Raw genomic sequence first — 22,642 nt, 5'->3', positions numbered from 1 at the left:
TAGCGTCGTCAGACCCTGTGCCGATTCGAGGGCCTATCGGCCTCGGATGATGCGACGGAGTTTGCCCACCCGGGTCGCTATTTCGCGCTCTGCACCGTGTTCGGTGGGTTCGTAGTAGTTCACGCCGACCAGTTCGTCGGGCGGATACTGCTGCCCCAGCACGCCACCCGGACTGCTGTGCGGGTATTTGTATCCGACCGCGTTGCCCAACCCCTGAGCACCCTTGTAGTGACCGTCGCGTAGATGCGGCGGCACCGATCCGGACTTGCCTGCGGCGACGTCGGCCATGGCCGCTCCGAGTGCGCCGATCACGGCACCGGACTTGGGCGCTGTCGCCAGGTGAATGGTTGCCTGCGCCAGCGCCAGTCGCGCCTCCGGCATCCCGATCATCTGCACGGCACTCGCCGCGGCGGTGGCCGTCTGCAGTGCGGTGGGATCGGCCATCCCGATGTCCTCGCTCGCATGGACGACGAGCCGCCGCGCGATGAAGCGGGCGTCCTCCCCCGCGGTGATCATGCGTGCGAGGTAATGAAGTGCGGCATCGACGTCGGATCCCCTGATCGACTTGATGAACGCACTGATGACGTCGTAGTGCTGGTCGCCGTCACGGTCGTAGCGCACCGCGGCCTTGTCGACACTGGCCTCGACCGTCGCGAGGTCCAGCGTTCCGTCGGTTGCGGCGCCCGCTGCCGCCTCGAGGGCCGTCAACGCTCGGCGGGCGTCACCGGCCGCGAGCCGCACCAGGTGATCCATTGCGTCCTCGGCGATGGTCACCGCACCGTCCAGGCCTCGGGGATCGTTGGCCGCACGGGTCAGCAACAGTTCGATGTCCTCGGAGCCGAGCGGCTGCAATTGCAGCACCAGCGATCTCGACAGCAATGGTGACACCACCGAAAAGGACGGATTCTCCGTCGTGGCGGCCACGAGCAACACGATTCGGTTCTCGACGGCGGCGAGCAGTGCGTCCTGCTGGGTCTTGGAGAAACGGTGGACCTCGTCGATGAACAACACGGTCTGCTCACCGGACAACAGCCGGCGGCGCGCGAGTTCGATGACGTTGCGCACTTCCTTGACCCCGGCCGACAGGGCGGACAACGCCTCGAACTTGCGACCGGTCGCCCCCGAGATCAACGACGCCAGCGTGGTTTTTCCTGTTCCGGGCGGGCCGTACAGCATCACCGAGGACGCTCCGGATCCCTCGACTAGACGACGCAACGGTGCGCCGGGTGCCAGCAGATGAGACTGTCCGACGACCTCGTCGAGCGTCGTCGGTCGCATGCGTACAGCGAGCGGTGCGTCGGGTCGCGTGTACGTGGAAGTAGGACGCGGCTCGTCGATCATCGGATCCGGTGCCGCGGGCGGATCGAACAATCCGTCGCCGTCCGACTCGTCGTCCGAGATGTCACTTCCGAAACCGCCGCTCACCGGTCGAACGCTACCGATTCGACGGTACGAAAGGCGAACGCGTTCGCGCTCAGCGGTCCCGCTTCGCGCGCAGAGCGGACACGACCGACTCGGCGTAGTCGGCGATATCGGGCTCTCCCGAACGCACTGCGCTGTCCTGGAGCACCGACCACCGCGAAATCAGCGCCTGCGACCGCGGTACCGACAGCTGGTGTGCGCGCGCCGCGGCAATTCGAGTGTGATCGTCGGGTAGGAACCAGTACGTGGTCAGCCACACCCAGATCAACCTCGCGTCGAGCAGCTTGGTCGCCAGCACGTGGTCGTCCGCCAGTGCAGGCCAGATGCCGACGACCTCCGAACGCCACGCGTCGATCATGGCCTGCTCCCGATCGTGCGAGAGCTCGAAACTGCACAAACACCCCGGGAACGACGCCAACGCGTACGTGATGTCGAGAGTGGCGTCTCGAAAACCGCCCCACTCGTAGTCGAGGAATCGAACGCCTTCGTCGTTGACGATGATGTTGTCGGGACACAGATCCGACGGGCTGAAGGCACGGAACGCCCCGTGAGCGAACAGCCGTCCGCTGCGCGAGACCCGTTCGAGAAGGACGTCCGGTGGTGCCCCTACTCCGAGCAATCCGGTCAACATGCCGGGTACCGCGGCGAGGGCGTCGGGTATCTGCGCGGAAATTCCGTCTGCCGAGTCGGGCTGGCCGACCCGCCGAAGCAATGCTGCGAAATCGTCCTCACGGCCCACGGTTGCCGCATGCATGCGCCCGAGCGCCTGAGCCATGGCCATCAACGAGTTGGTGACCATCGATGCATCGGAACTGCGCAGCAGCGTGGGGATCGCACTGGCGTCACCGAGGTCGCTCAGAATCAACAGCCGAGCATCGAGATCGTAGGCGTGCAGCTCCGGCCCCGGCCTGCTGTCGGTGGCCAGCGCATTCGCGAACTGGTACGAGGCGGCCTCGCGTAGAAATGCACTCGACCCGGCGACATCGGTGAGCTCGGAATGCAGCTCCGATTCTCCGGGAAGATCGCGCACCTGCTTGATGACAAGGGTTCGCGGAAGCTGAAAAGGATTCTCGGACACCTTCACTCGCAACACGATGGCTTGGCCACTACCCCCGAGGTCGACGGGATCGATCAGCGTCACCGGTGCCCCGGTGCGCTTGGTCAGTAGTCGCTGGGCTGCTGCCACTACCTCGGATACAGGGTCTGCAAGTGTTGCGGTCATCGTTGTCCAAGCTACCTGTTCGCTACGTCGTACTGTGCCGTGTCGCCGGCTACGAAAGAGACACGATTGTCCGTTTTGCGGCTTTCGAGATCCCATTCGTAGACCCGACCAGCTGGCCGGTTACCCCGAAGCCACCAAAGTATGCAGCGCGAATTACATTGGTGCAACGTCGACCGACACCGCGATCGTGCTCTTCTCGGCCTCGGTGTAGATGACCCCGCGCAACGGCGGAACGTCGGCATAGTCGCGGCCCCAGGCGACCGTCGCGTACCGCTCGTCGACCAGCTGATCATTGGTCGGATCGAAGGCCAGCCAGCGGTCGTCGGGCATCCACACCGCGGCCCACGCATGGGTCGCATCGACACCGATCATGCGTTCCTTGCCCGGTGGCGGTTCCGTGGCGAGATAGCCCGACACGTACCGTGCCGCCAACCCCTGCGACCGCAGACAGGCGATGGCCAACCGAGCGAAGTCCTGACAGACCCCCGAGCGTGCGGCGAGGACGTCGACCACGGTGGTCGATACCGTCGTGGACCCGGACAGATACCGAAAGTCGGTGAAGATCCGGTGCGTCAGATCGACGATGACGTCCGCGAGCGGACGCCCCGGCGTGAAACTGGGCGCGGCGTACGCTCGCACCTCGTCCGTGATCTCCGGCGTCGGCAGATCGAGGGCGAACTCCACCGCCGATGAACGTGCCGACTCCGCTGCATCGGTCCTGGTGGGGTCGAACATGGCCATCCGGGCCGATTCCCACGGGGCAGTCGCAGGCCACGACGTGGTCTCGTCCACCGGCCGCGGGTACACCTCGACGAGCGAATCCGCCGTGACGACCAGCTTCTCGTGATCGTTGGTCACGTGGAAGTACACGTCTTCGTTGCCGTAGACATCGACGCCGAACGATTGATCGGTGGGTGGCGGCTCCACCGTGACCGACTTCTCGACGCAGTGCTGCCCGTCCATGTCCCGCGGCGCGAGAAATCCTCGCCCGTAGGACGACGTGACGCGATCGGAGTAGGTGTACGTGGTGATGTGCTTGATTCGGTACCGACGACTCGTCATCGTGCCCCGCTTCCGATCCGCGCACCGACGCTGCCCCACAGCGGCTGGGTACCGCCCGGCAGCGACATGTGCGTCGCGAGAACAACTCGGGACAGTTCTTCGAGCGAATCGTGAATACCGTCCACGAGCTCGATCAGTTCCACCCGCCGCCCGGTGGCGTCGACCGACTCCAGATCACCCGGGTCGACGCGCCGCAACCGAACCCGCATCTGCTCGACGAGTTGTTCGGGCCGCGAGCTACCGGACGCATCCGGTAGCGCCCCGAGGTCGTCACGAAGGCGGTCGAGTTGGTACACCAGTGCGCGAGGGTTGCCGGCGTCGAACAGCAGGAGCTGCGCAACTGCAGCCGGCCGTGCACGACCACTGTTGCGTCGGCGATAGATCACCGAGGACTCTGCCGCAGACAGCACCGAATCGATGACCGCCTGTTCGGTGGACGGCGTCAGGGCGTGACTCAGAGTCGCTGACAGCAACGCTGTCAGTTGCAATCCCCGCTCTATTCGCTTGCCCGCGTCCATCAGGTACCAACCGGCGTCGCGAACCATCGACTCCGACGCCAGTCCGGACAGCGCGAGCAGACCGCGCAGCACGCTCGATTGCGATGCAGCCAGCTGGGCACCGTTGTTGACGGCCGACTCGCCCAACTCATCGAGCGCGGTGTCGATGCGAGCGAGCACTGCCCAGGTGTCGTTCGAGAGTTGATCGCGCACCGCACGAGCTGCCTGTTGCATCCGATCGACCGACTGCGCCAGTGAACCGAGGCGCTCCACCGAGAGCATCAGCGAACGCATTTCGGCCATCGCATCGGCGCGGATCGTCTCGTCCAGGAATCCCGGTCCCGTGCGCGATACCTTCGTGACCGCTTCCAGCAGAAGCGGCAGGCTGTCGCTGCCGTCGAGCCACGGCATCGAGCGATAGTCCTGATCCCGCTCCCGGGCGGCGATGAGCAGACGTGTCATGTCCTCCGCGCGTTCGCTGTACCGACCGAACCAGAAGAGATCGCCCAGCACACGCGGGGAACTGACCACCTCGACGTTGGACGCGGCGTACTGCGGCAACTCCTCCACCGTGGCAGGCGGGGTGTGCGGAGCAGAATCGGCCGGAGTGACCCTCTCCACCGACTTGACCCACACGTCCTTGGAGGCGACGGTGATCAGTGGTTCGGTGACCGGCGCCGTGATCATGACCTGACCCAGACCGCCTCGCATCGGGGTGTAGCCGACCCGCTGCGCGACGGTGAACAAGCGCATTCCGACCTGGGCCGGAGCAACCGCCAACTGCTCCCCCGACCCGCTGCCCCACGACGAACCCACCGGAGCCAGCGAGAACTCCGGCACTTCCTGACCGGTCCATTTCCACGGAGCTGCCTCGACCTCGTCCCACAGCGCCCGGGCCGCCTGCTCGGTGAGATCGTGACCCACGACCGCGCGTCGGGACACGGTGGATCTCAATACCAGCGATCGGAAGCGAGTTCGCATGTGCGAGAGTGCGATCGGATCACCACCCCAATAGGTGGGGACCGAATCGAGAGTCAGATCCTCATCCAGCAGAGCCCGGCTCAGAGCCGGCAGCAACGGTGTCAGTGCGGGATTCTCGAGGACTCCGCTACCGAGAGTGTTGACCACGCTCACCGCACCGCGCCGCAGGACCTCGACCAGACCGACCACACCCAGATGCGAATCCGGACGCAGATCGAGCGGGTCAACGAACTCGGCGTCGACGCGTCGTAACACCACGTCCACCCGTCGCAGTGTGCCGAGCGAACGCATCCACAAACACCCGTCCCGCACCACCAGATCGGCGTTCTCGACGAGCGGGAAGCCCAGAACCGTTGCCAGATAAGCCTGATCGAACGCCGTCTCGGAATGCGACCCCGGCGTCAACACCACCACGACAGGATCCTCGGCGGACGCGGGTGCAGCGTCACGCAGCGCTAAGCGCATCGCCCGAGCGAACGTCGACAGCGGCCTCGGATTGCTCGCCTGGAACAGCTCCGGCATCGCCCGCGACATCACTCGCCGATCGGCCAGCGCATACCCCACCCCGGACGGTGCCTGAGTGCGATCCGCAACGACCGAGAACCGGCCGTCGGACCCGCGCGCGATGTCGGCTGCGTGCATGAACAACTGATGCGGACCCGGGACGGTGATGGCGTGCGCCGGTCGAAGATAGCCGGGGTTGCCGAAGATCAGCTCGGGCGGAATCAGACCGCGCCGGACTGTCTCCTGCGCACCGTAGATGTCGGTCAGGATGGCGTCGAGCAGTTGCGAACGTTGAACCAGCCCCGCTTCGAGCCGATCCCATTCGTCCGCTGCAACGACGTACGGGACGCTGTCCAATCCCCACCGCACGGAACTGGGCCCGGGCTCGTTGCCGCCCGTCGGAATCGGGTTGTACGTGATTCCGTGATCGTCGACCAGCCGGCTGACCCGGGACTGCAACGTCTGCATGGCACCCGGGCCGGCGTCGCGCATACCGTCGACCAACTCCGCCCAGTGCGGACGCACCGTGTCGTCGGCAGCGAGCATCTCGTCGAACAGATCTCTGCGACCCGTCACGGCCTCACGTCGACCGTGATATTCGAGCCACGGTGACACGAGGTCGGGTGACGCGGGGTCGGGCGCACCGGCCGCCGTCTCGCTGCGGCCCGCCTCACTGTGAGCGGTATCCACGGGCACCATCGAGCCGTTGTTCCTTCCGTCGGTCGATCACACTCCGTCGCCGGATGAGGCGTGGTCGTTGCCGAATCCACCCGTTCCGCGTCGGACCGAAATCGCTACCGGTCGACTCGTTCTTTTCTTGCCCGCCTCAGGACGTGTGAACCCCGGTCCGGCGCAGGTCCAGCATGCCGGGCGCAGTCACGTCGATCGCTTGGCGAGCGTGCATCTCGAGCAATCTTGCTATGTCCACCTTGCCGGACGTGAACCCGCCCTCCTCGAAACGACCGTTGCGTCGCGCTTCCGCCTCCACCGAGTTGACCGGTGGACCGTCGTACGACCGTCCGCCGGGGTGCACCACGTGATACGAGCACCCGCCGACTGCGCGTCCGGTTTGCATCTCCACCAGATCGAATCGCAAGGGACTCTGCACCTCGATCGTGGGGTGCAGCGCGCTCGGCGGTTGCCAGGCGCGATAGCGAACTCCGGCGACCTGGACGTCCTGTCGCTCGGTGCGCAACATCGGTACCGGCACCCCGTTGCAGGTCAACAGGTAGCGGCCCACATCGGCACCGGCAACGCGAACCTGGATGCGCTCGACCGAGGAGTCCACGTAGCGCGCCGTGCCCGACGACGTCGACTCCTCCCCGAGCGTGTTCCACGGCTCGATTGCACCGCGCAGTTCGATCTCGGCATCGCCGACGACGGTGGTACCGATGCGCGGGAAACGAAACTCGGTGAACGGGTCCAGCCAGCTGGTATCGAATTCGATGCCGTGCTCGCGGAGGTCCTCGGCGACCCGGCCGATATCACCGATCACGAAGTGCGGCAACATGTATCGACCGTGCAGGTTGGCACCGTGCCGAATCAGTGGTGCTTCGAGCGGGGTATCCCAGAATCGCGAGACCATCGAGCGCACGAGTAAGGACTGCACCATCGCCATCTGATGATGCGGCGGCATCTCGAATCCGCGAAGTTCGAGCAGACCGAGCCTGCCGCGGGTGGAGTCGGGGCTGTACAGCTTGTCGATGCAGAACTCGGCACGGTGCGTGTTCCCGGTGATGTCGGTGAGCAGGTGCCGCAGCGCCCGATCGACGACCCACGGCGATGCCGAACGGTCAGCACCGGTCAGACGCTTGATCTCGCTGAACGCAACCTCGAGCTCGTAGAGCGACTCCTCACGACCTTCGTCGGCTCGGGGGGCCTGCGAGGTGGTACCGATGAATCGACCCGAGAACAGGTACGACAGCGACGGGTGACGTTGCCAGTGTGTCAACAGAGACACCAGCAGGTCCGGTCGGCGCAGCACCGGCGAATCGGACGGTGTGACGCCACCCAGAGTGATGTGGTTGCCACCGCCGGTGCCGCGAGTGGTGCCGTCGTTGTCGAAACCCTCGGTACTCAACCGTGATTTACGCGCCTCGAGATACAAGCGCTCCATCAGCTCGTTCTGCTCCGCCCACGACGACGTCGGCTGAACGTTCACCTCGATGACCCCGGGATCCGGAGTGACCGTGAGGGTTTGGATACGGGGATCCGAAGGCGGGCCGTAACCCTCGAGGACGACCGGTGTCTCGATCGCGGATGCGGCGCGCTCCACCCGAGAGACCAGATCGACGAAGTCGTCCAATCGATCCATCGGCGGCATGAACACGTGCAGTACGCCGTCGCGTACCTCGGCGACCAGTGCGGTCACCGCAGTTCCACCCACTCCGGACGTCTCCCGCACCGCCTGCGCGTAGCGCGACTCGGCCGGGTCGACGGCCCGGGGTGGTTGCTGCGTCAGCTGCGGGGTCGGCAGATCGGGTTTCGGTGCGGTGGGATCGGCCGGGTTCTCGACCGGACCCCCGTCCCACGAGATCGCTCGTAGCGGCAGACGGAGCCCGGCGGGAGAATCCCCCTCCAACAACACGATTCGCCCACGTCGCAGCTTCCAGTCTGCGCTCTGCCAGCCAGTGCCGTCCTCGGTCCGCGAGATCGGCAGCACGAATGCCGCCGGTTCGTCGGTACTGGCGTCGAGCCGTTCGAGGAGAAGCCTTCTCGCAGCTGCGGAATCTGTCCCCGGTTCGAGATCGTCGGCGTCGGCCGGAGGATCCCCGTAGGGCTGACGCACCAGATCCAACAGCTTGACGAGCGGATCCTCGTAGGCCGGACGCGCTTGCGAGGCGGGCAGACCCAATCCGTCGACCAGTCGGTCGATCAGCTTCTGCGATACGGAATTGTCGACTGGATCAGGACGCAGATCGTGCGCCGACCACGGATCGGCTATGAGGTCCGAGTCGTGCCACAGTGCCTGGCCGTCGGTGCGCCAGAACAAACCCACCTGCCATCGTGGGAGAGGCTCACCGGGATACCATTTGCCCTGGCTGCGCTGGACCATGCCGTCGGGCGCGTAGATGGTTCGAAGTCGTTCTGCGAGAACGCTGGCCAGCTTGCGCTTGTGCGGACCGTCTGCGGTGGTGTTCCACTCGGGCGCTTCCTGGTTCTCGATGGCGACGAACGTCGGCTCACCACCGACGGTCAATCGAATGTCCTGATCGAGCATGCGCCGGTCGATCTTCTCGGCCGTGGCCTCGATCGCGTCCCACTGCTCGGCCGTGTATGGCAACGTTGTACGCGGATCCTCGTGAACACGCACCACAGTGTTCGAGAAGTCCAGTTCGGCTGTGCATTTGCTCGTCGCGCCGGAAATTGCGGCCGCGGTCGACGGATGCGGCGTGGCCGACAGTGGAATGTGCCCCTCGCCGGCGAACAGGCCCGAGGTGGGGTCCATTCCGACCCAACCGGCACCGGGGAGATACACCTCGGTCCAGGCGTGCAGGTCGGTGAAGTCCTCGACCGGCCCGGACGGACCGTCCAGCGATTTCACGTCCGAGGACAATTGGACGAGGTAACCCGAGACGAAACGCGCGGCCAGGCCCATCTGACGAAGGACCGACACCAGCAACCACGCGGAGTCACGGCACGATCCCACGGCGGACGTCAACGTCAGGTCCGGGGTCTGCACTCCGGGCTCCATCCGCACCGAGTAGCCGACGTCCGCCATCACGGCCTGATTGGCCATGACGAGAAAGTCGATGGTGCGCAACGATTCTCCGCGCTCGACGACGGCGGCCTGCAGCTTCTCCACCCACGCGGACACGACCGGCCCGGGCCCGGAACCGGCCTTGTCCTCGTCCACCGGGCGAAGATAGGGCTCGAGATCGGGCAGATCGTGTTCCTCGTATGCGAAGCCGAAGTGCTCCGCCCATTCCTCGACGAAAAAATCCAACGGATTGATCGACGCCATGTCCGCAACGAGTCCGACCGTGATGGACAGATGGTCGGTTCGCTCGGGGAACACCACGCGGGCGAGAAAGTTGCCGAAGACGTCCTGCTGCCAGTTGACGAAATGCTCGGCCGGCTCGATCTTCAGCGAATACGCCTCGATGGGAGTGCGCGAATGCGGTGCCGGTCGCAGCCTGATCTCGTGCGGAAAGATCTTGACCGTGCGGTCGAATCGGTAACTGGTGCGATGTTCGAGTGCAACCTTGATGCCCACGGCGAGCCCCTCGTGATAGTCCCGGTATGGGTAGAAACAACAACCCTAGTGGGCCCCGGCCCGGTGCGCTCGGCAAGAATTCGAACCATCGACGATGCCCGACGGTATTCGGGCCCGCACGACCGTCCACGTGTCGAACGCCTTGACACGCCTCATCGGTCTACGGTTCGCTCAGCTTCGAAAATGCGGACGAATCGTCGACGTACCACGCCAGACATGAAGGGTGAACCGTGAGTGAAAACCCGCCCGACGGACCGCAATACGGTCGCGGACCCAACCCGGACCAGCCGGACCCGAACACGCCGCAGACACCGGGAAACGGGTACCCACCACCCGGCAACTACCCGCATCAGGGCAGCTACCCGCCACCGCCCGGCAACTACCCGCCCCAAGGCAACTACCCGCCTCAGGGCGGCTATCCTCCCCCTCCCGGAAACTACCCACCGCCGCCCGGAAACTACCCACCTCAGGGCGGCTATCCGCCTCCGGGCGGCTACCCACCCCCTCCCGGAAACTACCCACCGCCGCCGGGAAACTACGGGAACTACGGAAATCAGAACTACGGACAGACACCTCTCGGACCCAACCCCGGTCGACTCGACGTCGGTGCTGCACTGAGCTACGGCTTCGACAAGTTCAAGGCCAACACCGGACCGTGGCTCGGTATCACGGCCATCGTGTGGGCGGTCAGCGTCGCCGTGTTCATCGTCACGTTCGCATCGACCCTGACGGCCGCGGTCGCTGCTGCCGACCGAGGTGAAAGTACTGCCGTCGCGGCGACGTCGGGCGCATTCCTGGTGGTGACCACGATCGCGACATTCGTGTCCTACTTCGTGAATGCGGCATACGTACGGGGAGCGTTGGACGAAACGGGTGGTCCACAGAAGCCGACGTTCGGCAGGTTCTTCCAACTCACGAACGTTCCGCAGATTGCGGTACTGGCTGTGATCTGGACGGTGGCCAGCGTCGTGCTGAGCTTCGTTCCGTTCCTGGGCACCGTCCTGCTGGTCGTGATCGGTTTCCTCGCGAACTTCGCACTGACTTTCCTGATCGATCGAAACCAGTCGGCGATCGAGTCGATCAAGTCGTCCATCGACCTGACGGTCAAGAACTTCGGCCCGGTCCTGCTGCTGTTGCTGGCCCTCGCCGCCATCAACTTCATCGGCATTGTGCTGTGCGGCCTCGGTCTGCTCGTCACCCTTCCGGTCTCGGTGATCGCCACCAACTACGCCTACCGCGTACTCACCGGCGGGCCCCTGACTCCCGCGCGCTGATCTCGCACCACGACAGACGCGAATGTCCCCGTAACGCACTGCGTTACGGGGACATTCGTTCTTGCGGACCTCGGGTGGAGGCTAGGCCTCTGTCGGCGCTTCTTCCTTCTTCTCCGGCGTGAAGTCGACGCCCGATTCCTTGCGCTGCTGCGCGGTGATCGGTGCGGGCGCGTCGGTCAACGGGTCGATGCCGCCACCGGACTTGGGGAATGCGATGACCTCACGGATGGAATCGACTCCGGCAAGCAGCGCGGTGATGCGATCCCAACCGAACGCGATTCCGCCGTGCGGCGGCGCGCCGTAGCTGAAGGCATCGAGAAGGAAGCCGAACTTCTCCTGGGCCTCTTCCTTGCCGATCCCCATGATCGCGAACACTCGTTCCTGAATGTCCTTGCGGTGGATACGAATACTGCCGCCGCCGATCTCGTTTCCGTTGCAGACGATGTCGTAGGCGTAGGCCAGAGCAGATCCCGGATCGGTGTCGAATGTGTCCATCGACTCCGGCTTCGGCGACGTGAACGCATGGTGCACGGCCGTCCACGCCCCGGACCCGACGGCGACGTCGCCACTGGCGGTGGCGTCGGACGTGGGCTCGAACAGCGGCGCGTCGACGACCCACACGAACGCCCACGCCTTGGGGTCGATCAGGTCGAGCTTGCGTGCGATCTCGCCGCGGACGGCGCCGAGCAGTCCGCGGGAGGCCTTGACCGGACCGGCGGAGAAGAAGATCGCGTCGCCGTTCTTCGCGCCGACGTGCGCAGCGAGGCCGTCCCGTTCGGCGTCGGTCAAGTTCTTCGCGACCGGGCCGCCGAGGGTGCCGTCCTCACCGACCAGCACGTAGGCCAGGCCCTTGTGTCCACGCTGCTTGGCGAATTCCTGCCAACGGTCGAGCTGCTTACGGGGCTGCGACGCACCGCCGGGCATGACGACCGCACCGACGTACGGAGCCTGAAAGACGCGGAACGTGGTGTCGGAGAAGAAATCCGTGCACTCGACCAGTTCGATGTCGAATCGAAGATCGGGCTTGTCGGAGCCGTACCGGCGCATGGCCTCGGCGTAGGTGATCCTCGGGATGGGTGCCGTGAAGTGGTGCCCGACGAGCTTCCACAGCGACGCCAGAATTTCTTCGGCCAACAGGATGACGTCGTCCTGGGTGACGAAGCTCATCTCGACGTCGAGCTGGGTGAACTCGGGCTGACGATCGGCCCGGAAGTCTTCGTCTCGATAGCAGCGAGCGATCTGGTAGTACCGCTCGATACCTCCGACCATCAGCAGCTGCTTGAACAGCTGCGGGCTCTGCGGCAGTGCGTAGAAGCTACCCGGCTGCAGACGAGCGGGAACGAGGAAGTCCCGTGCGCCCTCGGGGGTGGAACGCGTCAGCGTCGGGGTCTCGACCTCGACGAACTCGTGGTGCGCCAGAACCGATCGGGCGGCGGCGTTGACGTGCGAACGCAGTCGAATGGCATGGCCGGGGCCCTCACGGCGCAAGTCGAGGTAGCGGTATTTGAGGCGTGCTTCCTCACCGGGCTGATCGTCGAGCTGGAACGGCAACGGTGCGGCCTCGGACAGGACCTCGATCTCGGATGCCTCGACCTCGATGGCACCGGTGGGGATCTCGTAGTTCGCGTTGCCTTCGGGACGACCCTCGACCTTGCCGGTCACCTTCACCACGTACTCGGCGCGCAGTCGGTGGGCCTGCTCGAGCGCTGCTCCCTCGCGGAAGACGACCTGAGACACACCGGATGCGTCACGCAGATCGATGAAGATGACGCCACCGTGATCGCGTCGACGGGCCACCCATCCCGTCAACGTCACAGTTCGGTCGACGTGCTCGGGGCGTAATGAGCCGGCGAGATGGGTGCGCAGCACGGGTGTCCTTTCGAGAAAAATCCGCTGATCGTGTTCTTCGCTCACCGATCCTACGGAGCGCATCGCCGCAGAAGGAAACGAGATCCCGTCCCGGCATGCGAAGCTAAGACCGACAGTGGCGGTATCGGTTCGCACGGAGTATGCGGGCTCGGCGGAGGGGAACTCCAGCATGACGTTCAGAGAAGGCTCGCAAACGACACCGGGCCGAGTCTCCGTCGGTGGTAGCGGCGGAGGCGGCGGACGCGGCAAGTTGGCGATCGGCGGTGGCGCGGGTGGGCTGGTCATCATCGTCCTCGCGCTGCTCTTCGGCGGCGACCCGGGAGCAATACTGAACCAAATCAGTGGGGGCGACAGCTCCGCCGGGCAGGGCGAGGACGGGTCGTCCGGAACACTCGACTGCGACGTAGCAGACGCGAACAGCAACGTGAACTGCCGCGTCGACTTCACGGTGGGAAGCCTGGACACCGTCTGGGAATCGCAGCTGCAGCCTCAAACCGGCGTCGCCTACGTCCAGCCGGACGTGCGGTTGTTCTCCGGAGCAACGAACACCGGCTGCGGCAACGCCACCAGCGCCGTCGGGCCGTTCTACTGTCCGGCCGATTCCACGGCGTATTTCGATACGAGCTTCTTTCAGGTCCTGGTCGATCAGTTCGGCTCCAGCGGTGGGCCACTGGCACAGGAGTACGTCGTGGCGCACGAGATCGGCCACCACATCCAGAACCAGTTGGGCGACATCGGGCGCGCACAGCAAGACCCTCAGGGTCCCGAGTCCGGTGGCGTGCGGGTGGAATTGCAAGCCGATTGCTACGCAGGAATCTGGGCGCACTACGCGGCCGAGACCGTCGACCCGAAGAGCGGCGTCCCATTTCTCGAACCGCTGACCTCCGCCCAGATCGACGACGCACTGTCCGCCGCATCCTCGGTGGGCGACGACCGGATTCAGCAGGCGTCCACCGGCCGGGTCAACCCCGAGGGCTGGACGCACGGCTCGTCCGCCCAGCGCCAGGCGTGGTTCTCCACCGGCTACGAGACCGGACAAGTGGCCGCCTGCGACACGTTCTCGGCTCGCGACCTCGACAATCCCTGAACCAGTACTGCTCAGAACAGCGTGAGTGCCGGCCCCGAGGTCACCAACCCGCGGGGTTCGGCAGGCTCGTTCGCGGGCAACGCGCGGGTCTGGTCGGCGGCGAAACCGTAGGTGTCGAGCAGCGGATCGATTCTCGCCTTCAGCCACTGCTTGTACTCCGGAGTGACGTACGCCCCGTGTCCGTAGAGCTGGCGGTATCTGCGTACCAACGCCGGGTGCTCCTTCACCAGCCAGCTCATGTACCAGTCCTTGGTGCTCGATCGAAGATGCATCGGCAGCGCCGTGACGGTCGTCGCCCCGGCCTCGGCCAGCGCAGCGATCAGCCCGTCGAGTTGTTTGGCTCCGTCGGTGAGAAACGGAATGACCGGCGCCACCAGCACACCGCAGTCGAGTCCCGCATCCCGCACGGCGCGGATGAGGTCCAACCTTGCTCGCGGACTTGGTGTTCCGGGTTCGAGCTGCTTCTGCAAATCTGCATCGTGGATCGCCAAACTGATGCTCACGTGTACGTCGACCTTCTGTGCAGCCAGGGTCAGCAGCGGCAGATCCCGTCGCAACAGCGTTCCCTTGGTCAGGATCGAGAACGGCGTACCCGACTCGGTCAACGCGCGAATGATGCCGGGCATCAACCGATATCGCCCCTCGGCGCGTTGATAGGGATCGGTGTTGGTCCCCAGCGCGACCGGCTCCCGCTTCCAGGATCGACGTGCGAGCTCTTTGCGGAGGACTGCCGCAACGTTCGTCTTGACGACGATCTGCGAGTCGAAATCGTTGCCGGAATCGAGGTCCAGGTATTCGTGTGTCGGCCTCGCGAAGCAGTACCGGCACGCATGCGAGCATCCGCGCATCGGATTGACGGTCCACGAGAACGGCACCTGCGATTCGCCCGGAACCTCGTTCAGGGCACTCTTGCACAGCACCTCGTGAAATGTGATGCCCTCGAACTCCGGGGTCTGCACGCTGCGGACGAGCCCGGACCGTTCCAGCCCCGGTAGCGCGCCCTCGTCTGCGGCATCGAGAGTCTGACCGGCCCATCGCATGCACACAGTCGAACATTTGTTCTATGCCGTGTCAAGGTCGGCATCGCTCCCCCGCATCCCCCGGTCGGGTCCGGCAGCCGACAAGCGATAGCGTAGGGCCCGAAGTCGATCCTAGGAGTGCACCGCACGTGACCGCCCCGAACACACCGACCCTGGAACCCATTCTGCGCCTGGGCCTCACCCTGGGACCGGCCATCGAGATCGGTTCGGTGCCCGAAGGCGACCGAGTCGTCACCACCGTCCTCGGCGGGGCCGCACCCGGCCCGGACATCGAGGGCACTCTGGCTGCTCGATCGACCGTCGTCAGCGTCACCCGGCCCGACGGGTGCACCGAGTTCAGCAGCGATCTCGTCCTCGAATTGGCAACCGGCGGTTACCTTTCGCTCGACTACCGAGGAGTCCAGTTCGGACCGGCCGAGGTCATCGACGCTCTGAACGATCCCGACCGAGAGGTCGACCCGGCGACCTACTACTTCCGCGGCACGTTGCGAGTGTCGACCGCTGTTCCGAAGTTCACGTACCTCAACCGGGCCCTCGTCGTCACCTCCGGCTCACGATCGGCCGAGGCCGTGGTGCTCGACGCATTCCTGGTGACCTGAGAGCCGTCCGCTCTCATCCGAGCAGCTGCGCGACCTCCCGGTCGGTCAACGTCGCGTGCGGAGTGCGACCCTTGCTGCGAACCAGTTCGATCGCTCGGTAGAGGGGCCGTTCGTCCAGCCCGGCGTCGCGCGCCTCGGCCCGCAGCTGATCCACCAGCACCGACGCGATGGCCGCCGCGGGAACGAGTTCGGTGGTCCACAGCGAATCGGCGAGCGTGCGCAACGCAAGAATCGGCAGTTCGCGGCCGCCACCCCTGGTGTAGAGCGCCAACGGCAGAACGATACGAGTACGACCGTCGTAGAGCCGCAGCGAGATCTGGTCGATTCCGGCCGTGCGGATGGTCATTTCCGCCGTCACCACCTCCGGCATGTTCAGCCGTCGGGTACGCAGTCCCCGAGCGCACAGCCGTGGCCCGTCGATCCACACCCGGCGGCGCAATCCCAGCCAACCCGACAGCGCCGCCGGACCACCGACGATCACTCCGACGAGGACTGCCACCCACACGGGGACGACGAGCGCCAGAACGACGCCCAGCACGACTCCGACCAGTAGCGAACCGACCACGATCTTGCGCAACCGCGGCGCGAGGAACTCCGCCGAGACCAGATCGAGGGCTACCGGACCCGCCGAGGGCCGAGGGTCATCGGCCAAGGTGCACTCCGAGGACGTCGACCACGTCGGCCAACGCGACCGTCTCCTGCTCGCCGTTCGAAAGGTCTTTCATCACGATGGATTCGGCCGACAGCTCTTGATCGCCCAGCACGAGTGCGTATCGGGCTCCCGAACGATCGGCCGCTTTCATCGCTCCCTTCATGCCGCGATTTCCGTACGCCATGTCCACCGCGATGCCACGTTCACGCAACTGCGCCGCGATGTCGACGATCGCGAGTTTGGCCGCGGCACCCATCGGGATGCCGAACACCTGACACCGCGACGTCGTGCCTGCGGTCTTGCCCTCGGCGGCCAACGCGAGGACGGTGCGGTCGACACCGAGCCCGAATCCGATACCCGACAGCGCCTGCCCGCCCAACTGCTCCATCAGGCCGTCGTAGCGGCCGCCGCCGCCGATGCCCGATTGGGCCCCGAGGCCGTCGTGCACGAACTCGAACGTCGTCTTCGTGTAGTAGTCGAGTCCACGAACCATGCGCGGGTTGACCAGGTACGGAACATTCATCACATCGAGGTAGGCCAGCACCTCGTCGAAGTGCTGCTTCGCAGAATCGGAGAGATGGTCGAGCATCAACGGCGCGTCGGCAGTCATCTCGCGAACCTCCGGCCGCTTGTCATCGAGAACCCGCAGCGGGTTGATCTCGGCGCGTCGACGCGTGTCCTCGTCCAACGGAAGCGCAAAGAGGAACTGCTGCAGCAACTCTCGATACTGCGGGCGGCAGGTGTCGTCACCGAGCGAGGTGATCTCGAGCCTGAACCCGGTGAGACCGAGGGCGCGGAACCCGGCGTCGGCAACGGCGATGACCTCGGCGTCCAGCGCCGGGTCGTCGACGCCGATCGCCTCGACACCGACCTGCTGCAGTTGGCGGTAGCGGCCGGCCTGCGGGCGCTCGTACCGGAAGAACGGTCCGGCGTAGGCCAACTTGACCGGCAGCGCCCCGCGGTCCAAGCCGTGCTCGATCACAGCGCGCATGACCCCGGCGGTGCCCTCGGGACGCAATGTCACCGATCGGTCGCCGCGATCGGAGAAGGTGTACATCTCCTTGCTGACCACGTCGGTCGATTCGCCGACTCCCCGGGCGAACAACCCGGTGTCCTCGAAGATCGGGAGTTCGATATGGCCGTACCCGGCGGCGCGGGCGGCACCGAGGAGGCCCTCCCGGACAGCGACGAATTCGGCCGAATTCGGGGGGAAGTAATCGGGAATGCCCTTGGGCGCGGAAAAGGTGGTCGGCTTGCTCACGGTCACAGCTTTCCTTGCTCGGGGTCGCCGAGTCCAACGAGGAACGGATTGGACCCGCGTTCCTGACCGATGGAACTCTGTCCGCCGTGTCCGGGGAGCACGACGGTCTCGTCGCGCAGCGGCAGCAACCGCGACGCGATGGACCGTAGAAGTTGATCGTGGTCGCCGCCGGGCAGATCTGTCCGGCCGATCGACCCGGCGAACAGGGTGTCGCCGGTCAGCGCCAACGGAACATTCCCGTCGGGGCCGTCCGCCTCGGCGAGGAACACCACCGAGCCCTGCGTGTGCCCCGGAGTGTGCACGACAGTGAAGTCGATTCCCGCGAGGCTCAGACGTTGCTCGTGTGCCAACTCGATCACCTCGTCCGGCTCGTGGAACTCGAGGTCGCCGAGCACTGCAGCGAGCGTCGGACCGGTCCCTTTGATCGGGTCCGCCAACATGTATCGGTCCTCGGGCGCAATGTATGCGGGGATTCCGTACTTCGAGCAGACCGGCTCCACGGACCACGTGTGGTCCAGATGACCGTGGGTCAGCAGCACCGCTGTCGGGGTCAGCGAGGATCGCGTCAGGAAGTCGACCAACGGATCGGCGGCATCCTGGCCGGGATCGACCACGACGCACTCGGAGGCGTCGTCCTGAGCGAGGATGTAGCAGTTCGTCTGAAACATTCCTGCGGGGAATCCGGTGACGAGCAAGACAATCGCTCCTAAGAGGCAGAGGCCGAAGTACCGAGCCAGCTTAGTGGGGAGGTTCTCGTCGGGTCCCCCCAGCATGCTCTCAGGCAATGATGGCAAACTCGCGTTGGCCGATTTTCGGCCGGCTACCACACGACCCACCCGCTCAGCGAGCAGGCGTGGTCGAACCAGGACAAGCGGGAGGACACGAATTGCCCAGCAACGAGCAACGGCGCGAGGCTGCCAAGCGAAAGCTCGAACGCCAACTCGTACGACGTGCAGAGCGAGCACGACGTCGGAAGCAGTTGACGATCGCCGGCTCCATCCTCGGTGTGGTTGCGGTCGTGGCCGTTGTCTCGGTCGTCTTCGTGGTGACCCGCGGTGACGACGACGCGAGCACGGCGCAGGACTCGACCACGTCTGCACCGGCCGATTCGATCATCGCTGCGGGCCGTACGGAACCGCTGCCCGAGACGGTGAACTGTTCGTACCCTGCCGCCGAACAGCCGGCCGCCAAGCCCAACACCCCTCCCCGCACCGAGAACATCCCCACCAGCGACGAGCCCTTGAGCTACAGCATGGCCACCACCGCCGGCAACATCGGCCTGACACTGAACAACCCCGAATCCCCGTGCACGGTGAACAGTTTCGTGTCCCTGGCCAATCAGGGCTACTTCGACGGCACCACCTGCCACCGCCTGACGACGGGTGCCGGCCTGCAGGTGCTGCAGTGCGGCGATCCCACCGGCTCCGGTAGTGGCGGGCCGGGCTACCAGTTCGCCGACGAGTTCCCCACCGACACGTACGCCGAGGGCGATCCTGCCGCGCAGACTCCTGTCCTGTACCCCCGCGGAACCCTGGCGATGGCCAACGCCGGCCCGGGCACCAACGGCAGCCAGTTCTTCCTCGTCTACGGCGATTCGCAACTCCCGCCCGCCTACACCGCCTTCGGCACGATCGACGAGACCGGTCTCGCCACCTTGGATGCCATCGCGGCCAAGGGTGCGCAGGGCGGTGCCTCCGACGGCGCACCGGCCGAGCCGGTGGACATCACCTCCATGCAGAGCGACCTGTGACACGCGTACCCGGTCTGGTGATCGCAGCCTCCGCTGCGGTACTTCTTCTCGCCGGCTGCTCCGGATCCACAGAGACCGCTGCCACGCCCACTCCGGCCGGTTCGACGACCGCTGCCTCGACGGCGGCCACGACGACCACCCCGCGGCCGCCGCTGAATCTGTCGCGGTTCGGTGCGCTGCCGCCCGTTCCGCAACCGACCACCGATACGGTCTCGTGTGCGTACCCGGCGGAGTCTCCGGCCGCCAAGGAGGTTGCTCCGCCTCCGACCGAGAACATCGACGTCTTCGGAACGGTCGACGTGACGCTGTCGACGACCCAGGGCGACATCGGAATGACGCTCGACCGTACCGAGGCCCCGTGCGCCGTCAACAGTGTGGTCAGCCTGGCTCAGCAGGGCTACTTCGACGGCGCACCGTGTCATCGGTTGACCACCTCCCCCGGCCTCGAAGTGTTGCAATGCGGCGACCCGTCGGGATCGGGTCGTGGCGGCCCCGGCTACAGCTTCGCCAACGAATACCCCACAACCGCGTTCGCCGACGATCCCGCGCAGGCCCAGAACCCGGTCGTCTACCCCCGTGGCACCCTGGCCATGGCCAATGCAGGCCCTGACACCAACGGCAGCCAGTTCTTCCTGGTATACGCCGACTCGGTGCTGCCGCCGCAGTACACGGTGTTCGGCACCATCTCCGATGCCGGCCTGCAGACCCTGGACACCATTGCGGCCGGTGGAGTCAGCGGCGGTGCAGAGGACGGAGCACCAGCGAATCCGGTGGTCATCACCTCGGCAACCTGAGGTACCGCACGACGACGACAGGGTGAGCAGAAATGTCTGCTCACCCTGTCGTCGTATCGGGTCGGAATTCGGTCAGGCCGCCGAGGTGAGCCGGTACACGTCGTACACGCCCTCCACGTTGCGCACGACGTTGAGCACGTGCCCCAGATGCTTGGGGTCACCCATCTCGAACGTGAACTTGCTGATCGCCACCCGATCGCCCGACGTCGCGACGGATGCCGAGAGGATGTTGACCTTCTCGTCGGCCAGAGCCTTCGTGACGTCCGAGAGCAACCGATGCCGGTCCAGGGCCTCGATCTGAATGGCCACGAGGAACACCGAGGAGGCCGACGGTGCCCATTGCACCTCGATGAAGCGCTCGGACTGCTCCTCGAGCGACCGCGCATTGGTGCAGTCGGTGCGGTGGACACTGACCGACCCGCCGCGGGTGACGAACCCCAGTATCTCGTCCCCGGGTACAGGGGTGCAGCACTTGGCGAGTTTTGCCACGACACCCTCGGCACCGGTGACCAGTACCCCGGCGTCTCCGACCTGACGCGGTCTGGTCGGAATGGTCGACGGCGTAGAGCGCTCCGCGAGTTCTTCCTCGACGTCACCGACACCACCGAGATGAGCGACCAGCCTCTGCACGACGTGGCGAGCAGAAACGTGGTTCTCACCGACCGCGGTGTACAGCGCCGACACGTCCACGTACCGCAGTTCGTGGGAGATGGCCGACATGGACTCGGCATTCATCAAGCGCTGCAACGGAAGTCCGCCGCGACGGACCTCTTTCGCGATGGCGTCCTTACCGGCTTCGAGGGCCTCTTCGCGACGTTCCTTGGCGAACCACTGACGGATCTTGGTCTTCGCACGCGGTGACGCGACGAAGCCCTGCCAATCTCGACTCGGCCCGGCCGTGACGGCCTTGGACGTGAAGACCTCGACCACCTCGCCGTTGTCGAGGGTCCGTTCGAGTGCCACCAGGCGACCGTTGACCCGGGCTCCGATACAGCGGTGACCCACTTCGGTGTGCACCGCATAGGCGAAGTCGACCGGACAGGATCCGGCGGGAAGCGTGACGACATCGCCCTTCGGGGTGAAGACGAAGATTTCCTTGACCGCCAGGTCGTAGCGCAGAGATTCGAGGAACTCGCCCGGGTCGGCCGCTTCACGCTGCCAGTCGAGCAACTGGCGCATCCACGCCATGTCGTCGACCTCGGCGTTGTCCTGAGAGTGCTTGCCCTTGGTCTCCTTGTATCGCCAGTGAGCAGCGATACCGAACTCCGCGGTGCGGTGCATGTCCCTGGTGCGAATCTGCACTTCGAGTGGCTTGCCCTCGGGCCCGATCACCGTGGTGTGCAGCGACTGGTAGACGCCGTACCGTGGCTGCGCGATGTAGTCCTTGAAGCGGCCCGCCATCGGCTGCCACAGCGAGTGCACGACGCCGACCGCGGCATAGCAGTCGCGGATCTCGTCGCACAGAATGCGCACTCCCACGAGGTCGTGGATGTCGTCGAAGTCGCGGCCCTTGACGATCATCTTCTGGTAGATCGACCAGTAGTGCTTGGGACGTCCCTCGACGACGGCGCTGATTCTCGATGCCGCCAGTGTGGCGTTGATCTCGGCCCGTACCTTCTCGAGGTACGTGTCGCGGGACGGTGCCCGATCTGCGACCAACCGAACGATCTCGTCGTACTTCTTGGGATGGAGAATGGCGAAGGCCAGGTCTTCGAGCTCCCATTTGACGGTGGCCATACCCAGCCGATGAGCAAGCGGCGCAATGACTTCCAGTGTTTCCTTGGCCTTGCGGGCCTGCTTTTCCGGGGGCAGGAATCGCATCGTGCGCATGTTGTGCAGTCGATCGGCGACCTTGATGACCAACACCCGCGGGTCCCGCGCCATCGCGATGATCATCTTTCGGATGGTCTCGCCCTCGGCGGCCGTCCCCAGTACGACCTTGTCCAGCTTGGTGACCCCGTCGACAAGATGGGACACCTCGTCACCGAACTCCTCGGTCAACTTGGCCAACGAGTAGCCGGTGTCCTCCACCGTGTCGTGCAGCAGGGCCGCAACCAGCGTGGTGGTGTCCATACCCAGTTCGGCGAGGATGTTCGCCACGGCAAGTGGATGGGTGATGTACGGGTCGCCGGACTTGCGCATCTGTGTGGAATGCAGCTCGTCCGCGACGTCGTAGGCCCGCTGCAGCAGCGTCAGATCGGCCTTGGGATACAGCTCGCGATGCAGACTGACCAGAGGTTCGAGGACGGGCTTGACCGCCGCGCTGCGTCCGGCCGTGATGCGACGAGCGAGCCGCGCCCGAACTCGACGGGAGGCCGAGGTGGGCACGGGTGCCGAATTGCGTGCACCCGACGGCGCCTGGTCGTCGGCCTGCGCCGAATCACTCGACACCGGCTCGCGCACGCCCGGTCT

General features: G+C 65.4%; 16 protein-coding genes. 5 read left to right on the top strand and 11 right to left on the bottom strand.

The genetic code is table 11. The features are described from left to right. Positions 1 to 33: 33 nt before the first annotated feature. From CH285_RS13915 to CH285_RS13895, 5 genes are all read right to left on the bottom strand, one after another. Complete coding sequence (locus CH285_RS13915; protein ID WP_239536259.1) at positions 34 to 1,341, bottom strand: replication-associated recombination protein A; 1,308 nt, start codon at positions 1,339 to 1,341, stop codon at positions 34 to 36. A gap of 133 nt (positions 1,342 to 1,474) precedes the next feature. Next, on the bottom strand, positions 1,475 to 2,644 hold the full coding sequence (locus CH285_RS13910) for a kinase (RefSeq protein ID WP_027496966.1): 1,170 nt from the start codon (positions 2,642 to 2,644) through the stop codon (positions 1,475 to 1,477). A 153-nt stretch (positions 2,645 to 2,797) separates the two neighbouring features. Continuing rightward, positions 2,798 to 3,706, bottom strand: a complete 909-nt coding sequence (locus CH285_RS13905) for a transglutaminase family protein (RefSeq protein ID WP_032382091.1) — start codon at positions 3,704 to 3,706, stop codon at positions 2,798 to 2,800. Then, positions 3,703 to 6,387 carry a circularly permuted type 2 ATP-grasp protein gene (locus CH285_RS13900; RefSeq protein ID WP_027496964.1) on the bottom strand — a complete coding sequence of 895 codons (2,685 nt, stop codon included), beginning with the start codon at positions 6,385 to 6,387 and terminating at the stop codon, positions 3,703 to 3,705. Before CH285_RS13900 ends, CH285_RS13905 begins: the two co-directional genes overlap by 4 nt. A 127-nt stretch (positions 6,388 to 6,514) precedes the next feature. Beyond that, the gene (locus tag CH285_RS13895; RefSeq protein WP_032387320.1) at positions 6,515 to 9,904 is read right to left on the bottom strand and encodes a transglutaminase family protein; all 3,390 of its coding nucleotides are present in this window, start codon (positions 9,902 to 9,904) and stop codon (positions 6,515 to 6,517) included. Positions 9,905 to 10,134: 230 nt separating this feature from the next. Between CH285_RS13895 and CH285_RS13890 the strand changes: the two genes are divergently transcribed. Beyond that, positions 10,135 to 11,178: a hypothetical protein gene (locus CH285_RS13890; RefSeq protein WP_027496962.1), complete on the top strand. Its 1,044-nt coding sequence runs from the start codon at positions 10,135 to 10,137 to the stop codon at positions 11,176 to 11,178. Between the two features lie 81 nt (positions 11,179 to 11,259). On the opposite strand, the gene aspS is transcribed toward CH285_RS13890, so the two are convergent. Continuing rightward, positions 11,260 to 13,047, bottom strand: a complete 1,788-nt coding sequence (aspS, locus tag CH285_RS13885; protein WP_027496961.1) for an aspartate--tRNA ligase — start codon at positions 13,045 to 13,047, stop codon at positions 11,260 to 11,262. A 169-nt stretch (positions 13,048 to 13,216) separates the two neighbouring features. Between aspS and ypfJ the strand changes: the two genes are divergently transcribed. Continuing rightward, a complete protein-coding gene (ypfJ, locus tag CH285_RS13880; protein ID WP_032370624.1) occupies positions 13,217 to 14,134 on the top strand; it encodes a KPN_02809 family neutral zinc metallopeptidase in 918 nt (305 codons plus the stop codon). Positions 14,135 to 14,145: 11 nt separating this feature from the next. Here ypfJ and CH285_RS13875 read toward each other — a convergent pair whose 3' ends face one another. Beyond that, the gene (locus CH285_RS13875; protein WP_032370477.1) at positions 14,146 to 15,174 is read right to left on the bottom strand and encodes an Rv2578c family radical SAM protein; all 1,029 of its coding nucleotides are present in this window, start codon (positions 15,172 to 15,174) and stop codon (positions 14,146 to 14,148) included. A gap of 128 nt (positions 15,175 to 15,302) precedes the next feature. On the opposite strand from CH285_RS13875, the gene CH285_RS13870 reads away from it, so the two are divergent. After that, positions 15,303 to 15,773, top strand: coding sequence for a DUF3237 domain-containing protein (locus tag CH285_RS13870; protein WP_032370476.1), 471 nt, complete (start codon positions 15,303 to 15,305; stop codon positions 15,771 to 15,773). A 13-nt stretch (positions 15,774 to 15,786) separates the two neighbouring features. On the opposite strand, the gene CH285_RS13865 is transcribed toward CH285_RS13870, so the two are convergent. The 3 genes from CH285_RS13865 to CH285_RS13855 are packed head-to-tail and all read right to left on the bottom strand — an operon-like array spanning position 15,787 to position 18,381. Beyond that, complete coding sequence (locus CH285_RS13865; RefSeq protein ID WP_032365086.1) at positions 15,787 to 16,425, bottom strand: hypothetical protein; 639 nt, start codon at positions 16,423 to 16,425, stop codon at positions 15,787 to 15,789. After that, the gene (gene hisS / locus CH285_RS13860) at positions 16,415 to 17,686 is read right to left on the bottom strand and encodes a histidine--tRNA ligase (protein WP_032388471.1); all 1,272 of its coding nucleotides are present in this window, start codon (positions 17,684 to 17,686) and stop codon (positions 16,415 to 16,417) included. The genes CH285_RS13865 and hisS overlap by 11 nt, the downstream gene beginning before the upstream one ends. Positions 17,687 to 17,688: 2 nt before the next feature. Then, complete coding sequence (locus CH285_RS13855) at positions 17,689 to 18,381, bottom strand: MBL fold metallo-hydrolase (protein WP_032372498.1); 693 nt, start codon at positions 18,379 to 18,381, stop codon at positions 17,689 to 17,691. Between the two features lie 191 nt (positions 18,382 to 18,572). Here CH285_RS13855 and CH285_RS13850 point away from each other — a divergent pair, with 191 nt between their 5' ends. Together CH285_RS13850 and CH285_RS13845 are read left to right on the top strand one after the other, a co-directional pair. Beyond that, positions 18,573 to 19,436 carry a peptidylprolyl isomerase gene (locus CH285_RS13850; RefSeq protein ID WP_094643249.1) on the top strand — a complete coding sequence of 288 codons (864 nt, stop codon included), beginning with the start codon at positions 18,573 to 18,575 and terminating at the stop codon, positions 19,434 to 19,436. Continuing rightward, positions 19,433 to 20,230 carry a peptidylprolyl isomerase gene (locus tag CH285_RS13845; RefSeq protein ID WP_255032314.1) on the top strand — a complete coding sequence of 266 codons (798 nt, stop codon included), beginning with the start codon at positions 19,433 to 19,435 and terminating at the stop codon, positions 20,228 to 20,230. Before CH285_RS13850 ends, CH285_RS13845 begins: the two co-directional genes overlap by 4 nt. A gap of 72 nt (positions 20,231 to 20,302) precedes the next feature. Here CH285_RS13845 and CH285_RS13840 read toward each other — a convergent pair whose 3' ends face one another. Beyond that, entirely contained in the window at positions 20,303 to 22,558 is a 2,256-nt protein-coding gene (locus tag CH285_RS13840; protein WP_167327864.1) for a RelA/SpoT family protein, read from the bottom strand. Positions 22,559 to 22,642: the final 84 nt, after the last annotated feature.

Source organism: Rhodococcus sp. 05-2256-B1 (assembly GCF_002258465.1).
Classification (GTDB): Bacteria; Actinomycetota; Actinomycetes; order Mycobacteriales; family Mycobacteriaceae; genus Rhodococcoides; species Rhodococcoides fascians.
This window is presented reverse-complemented; position numbering and strand designations above follow the sequence as displayed.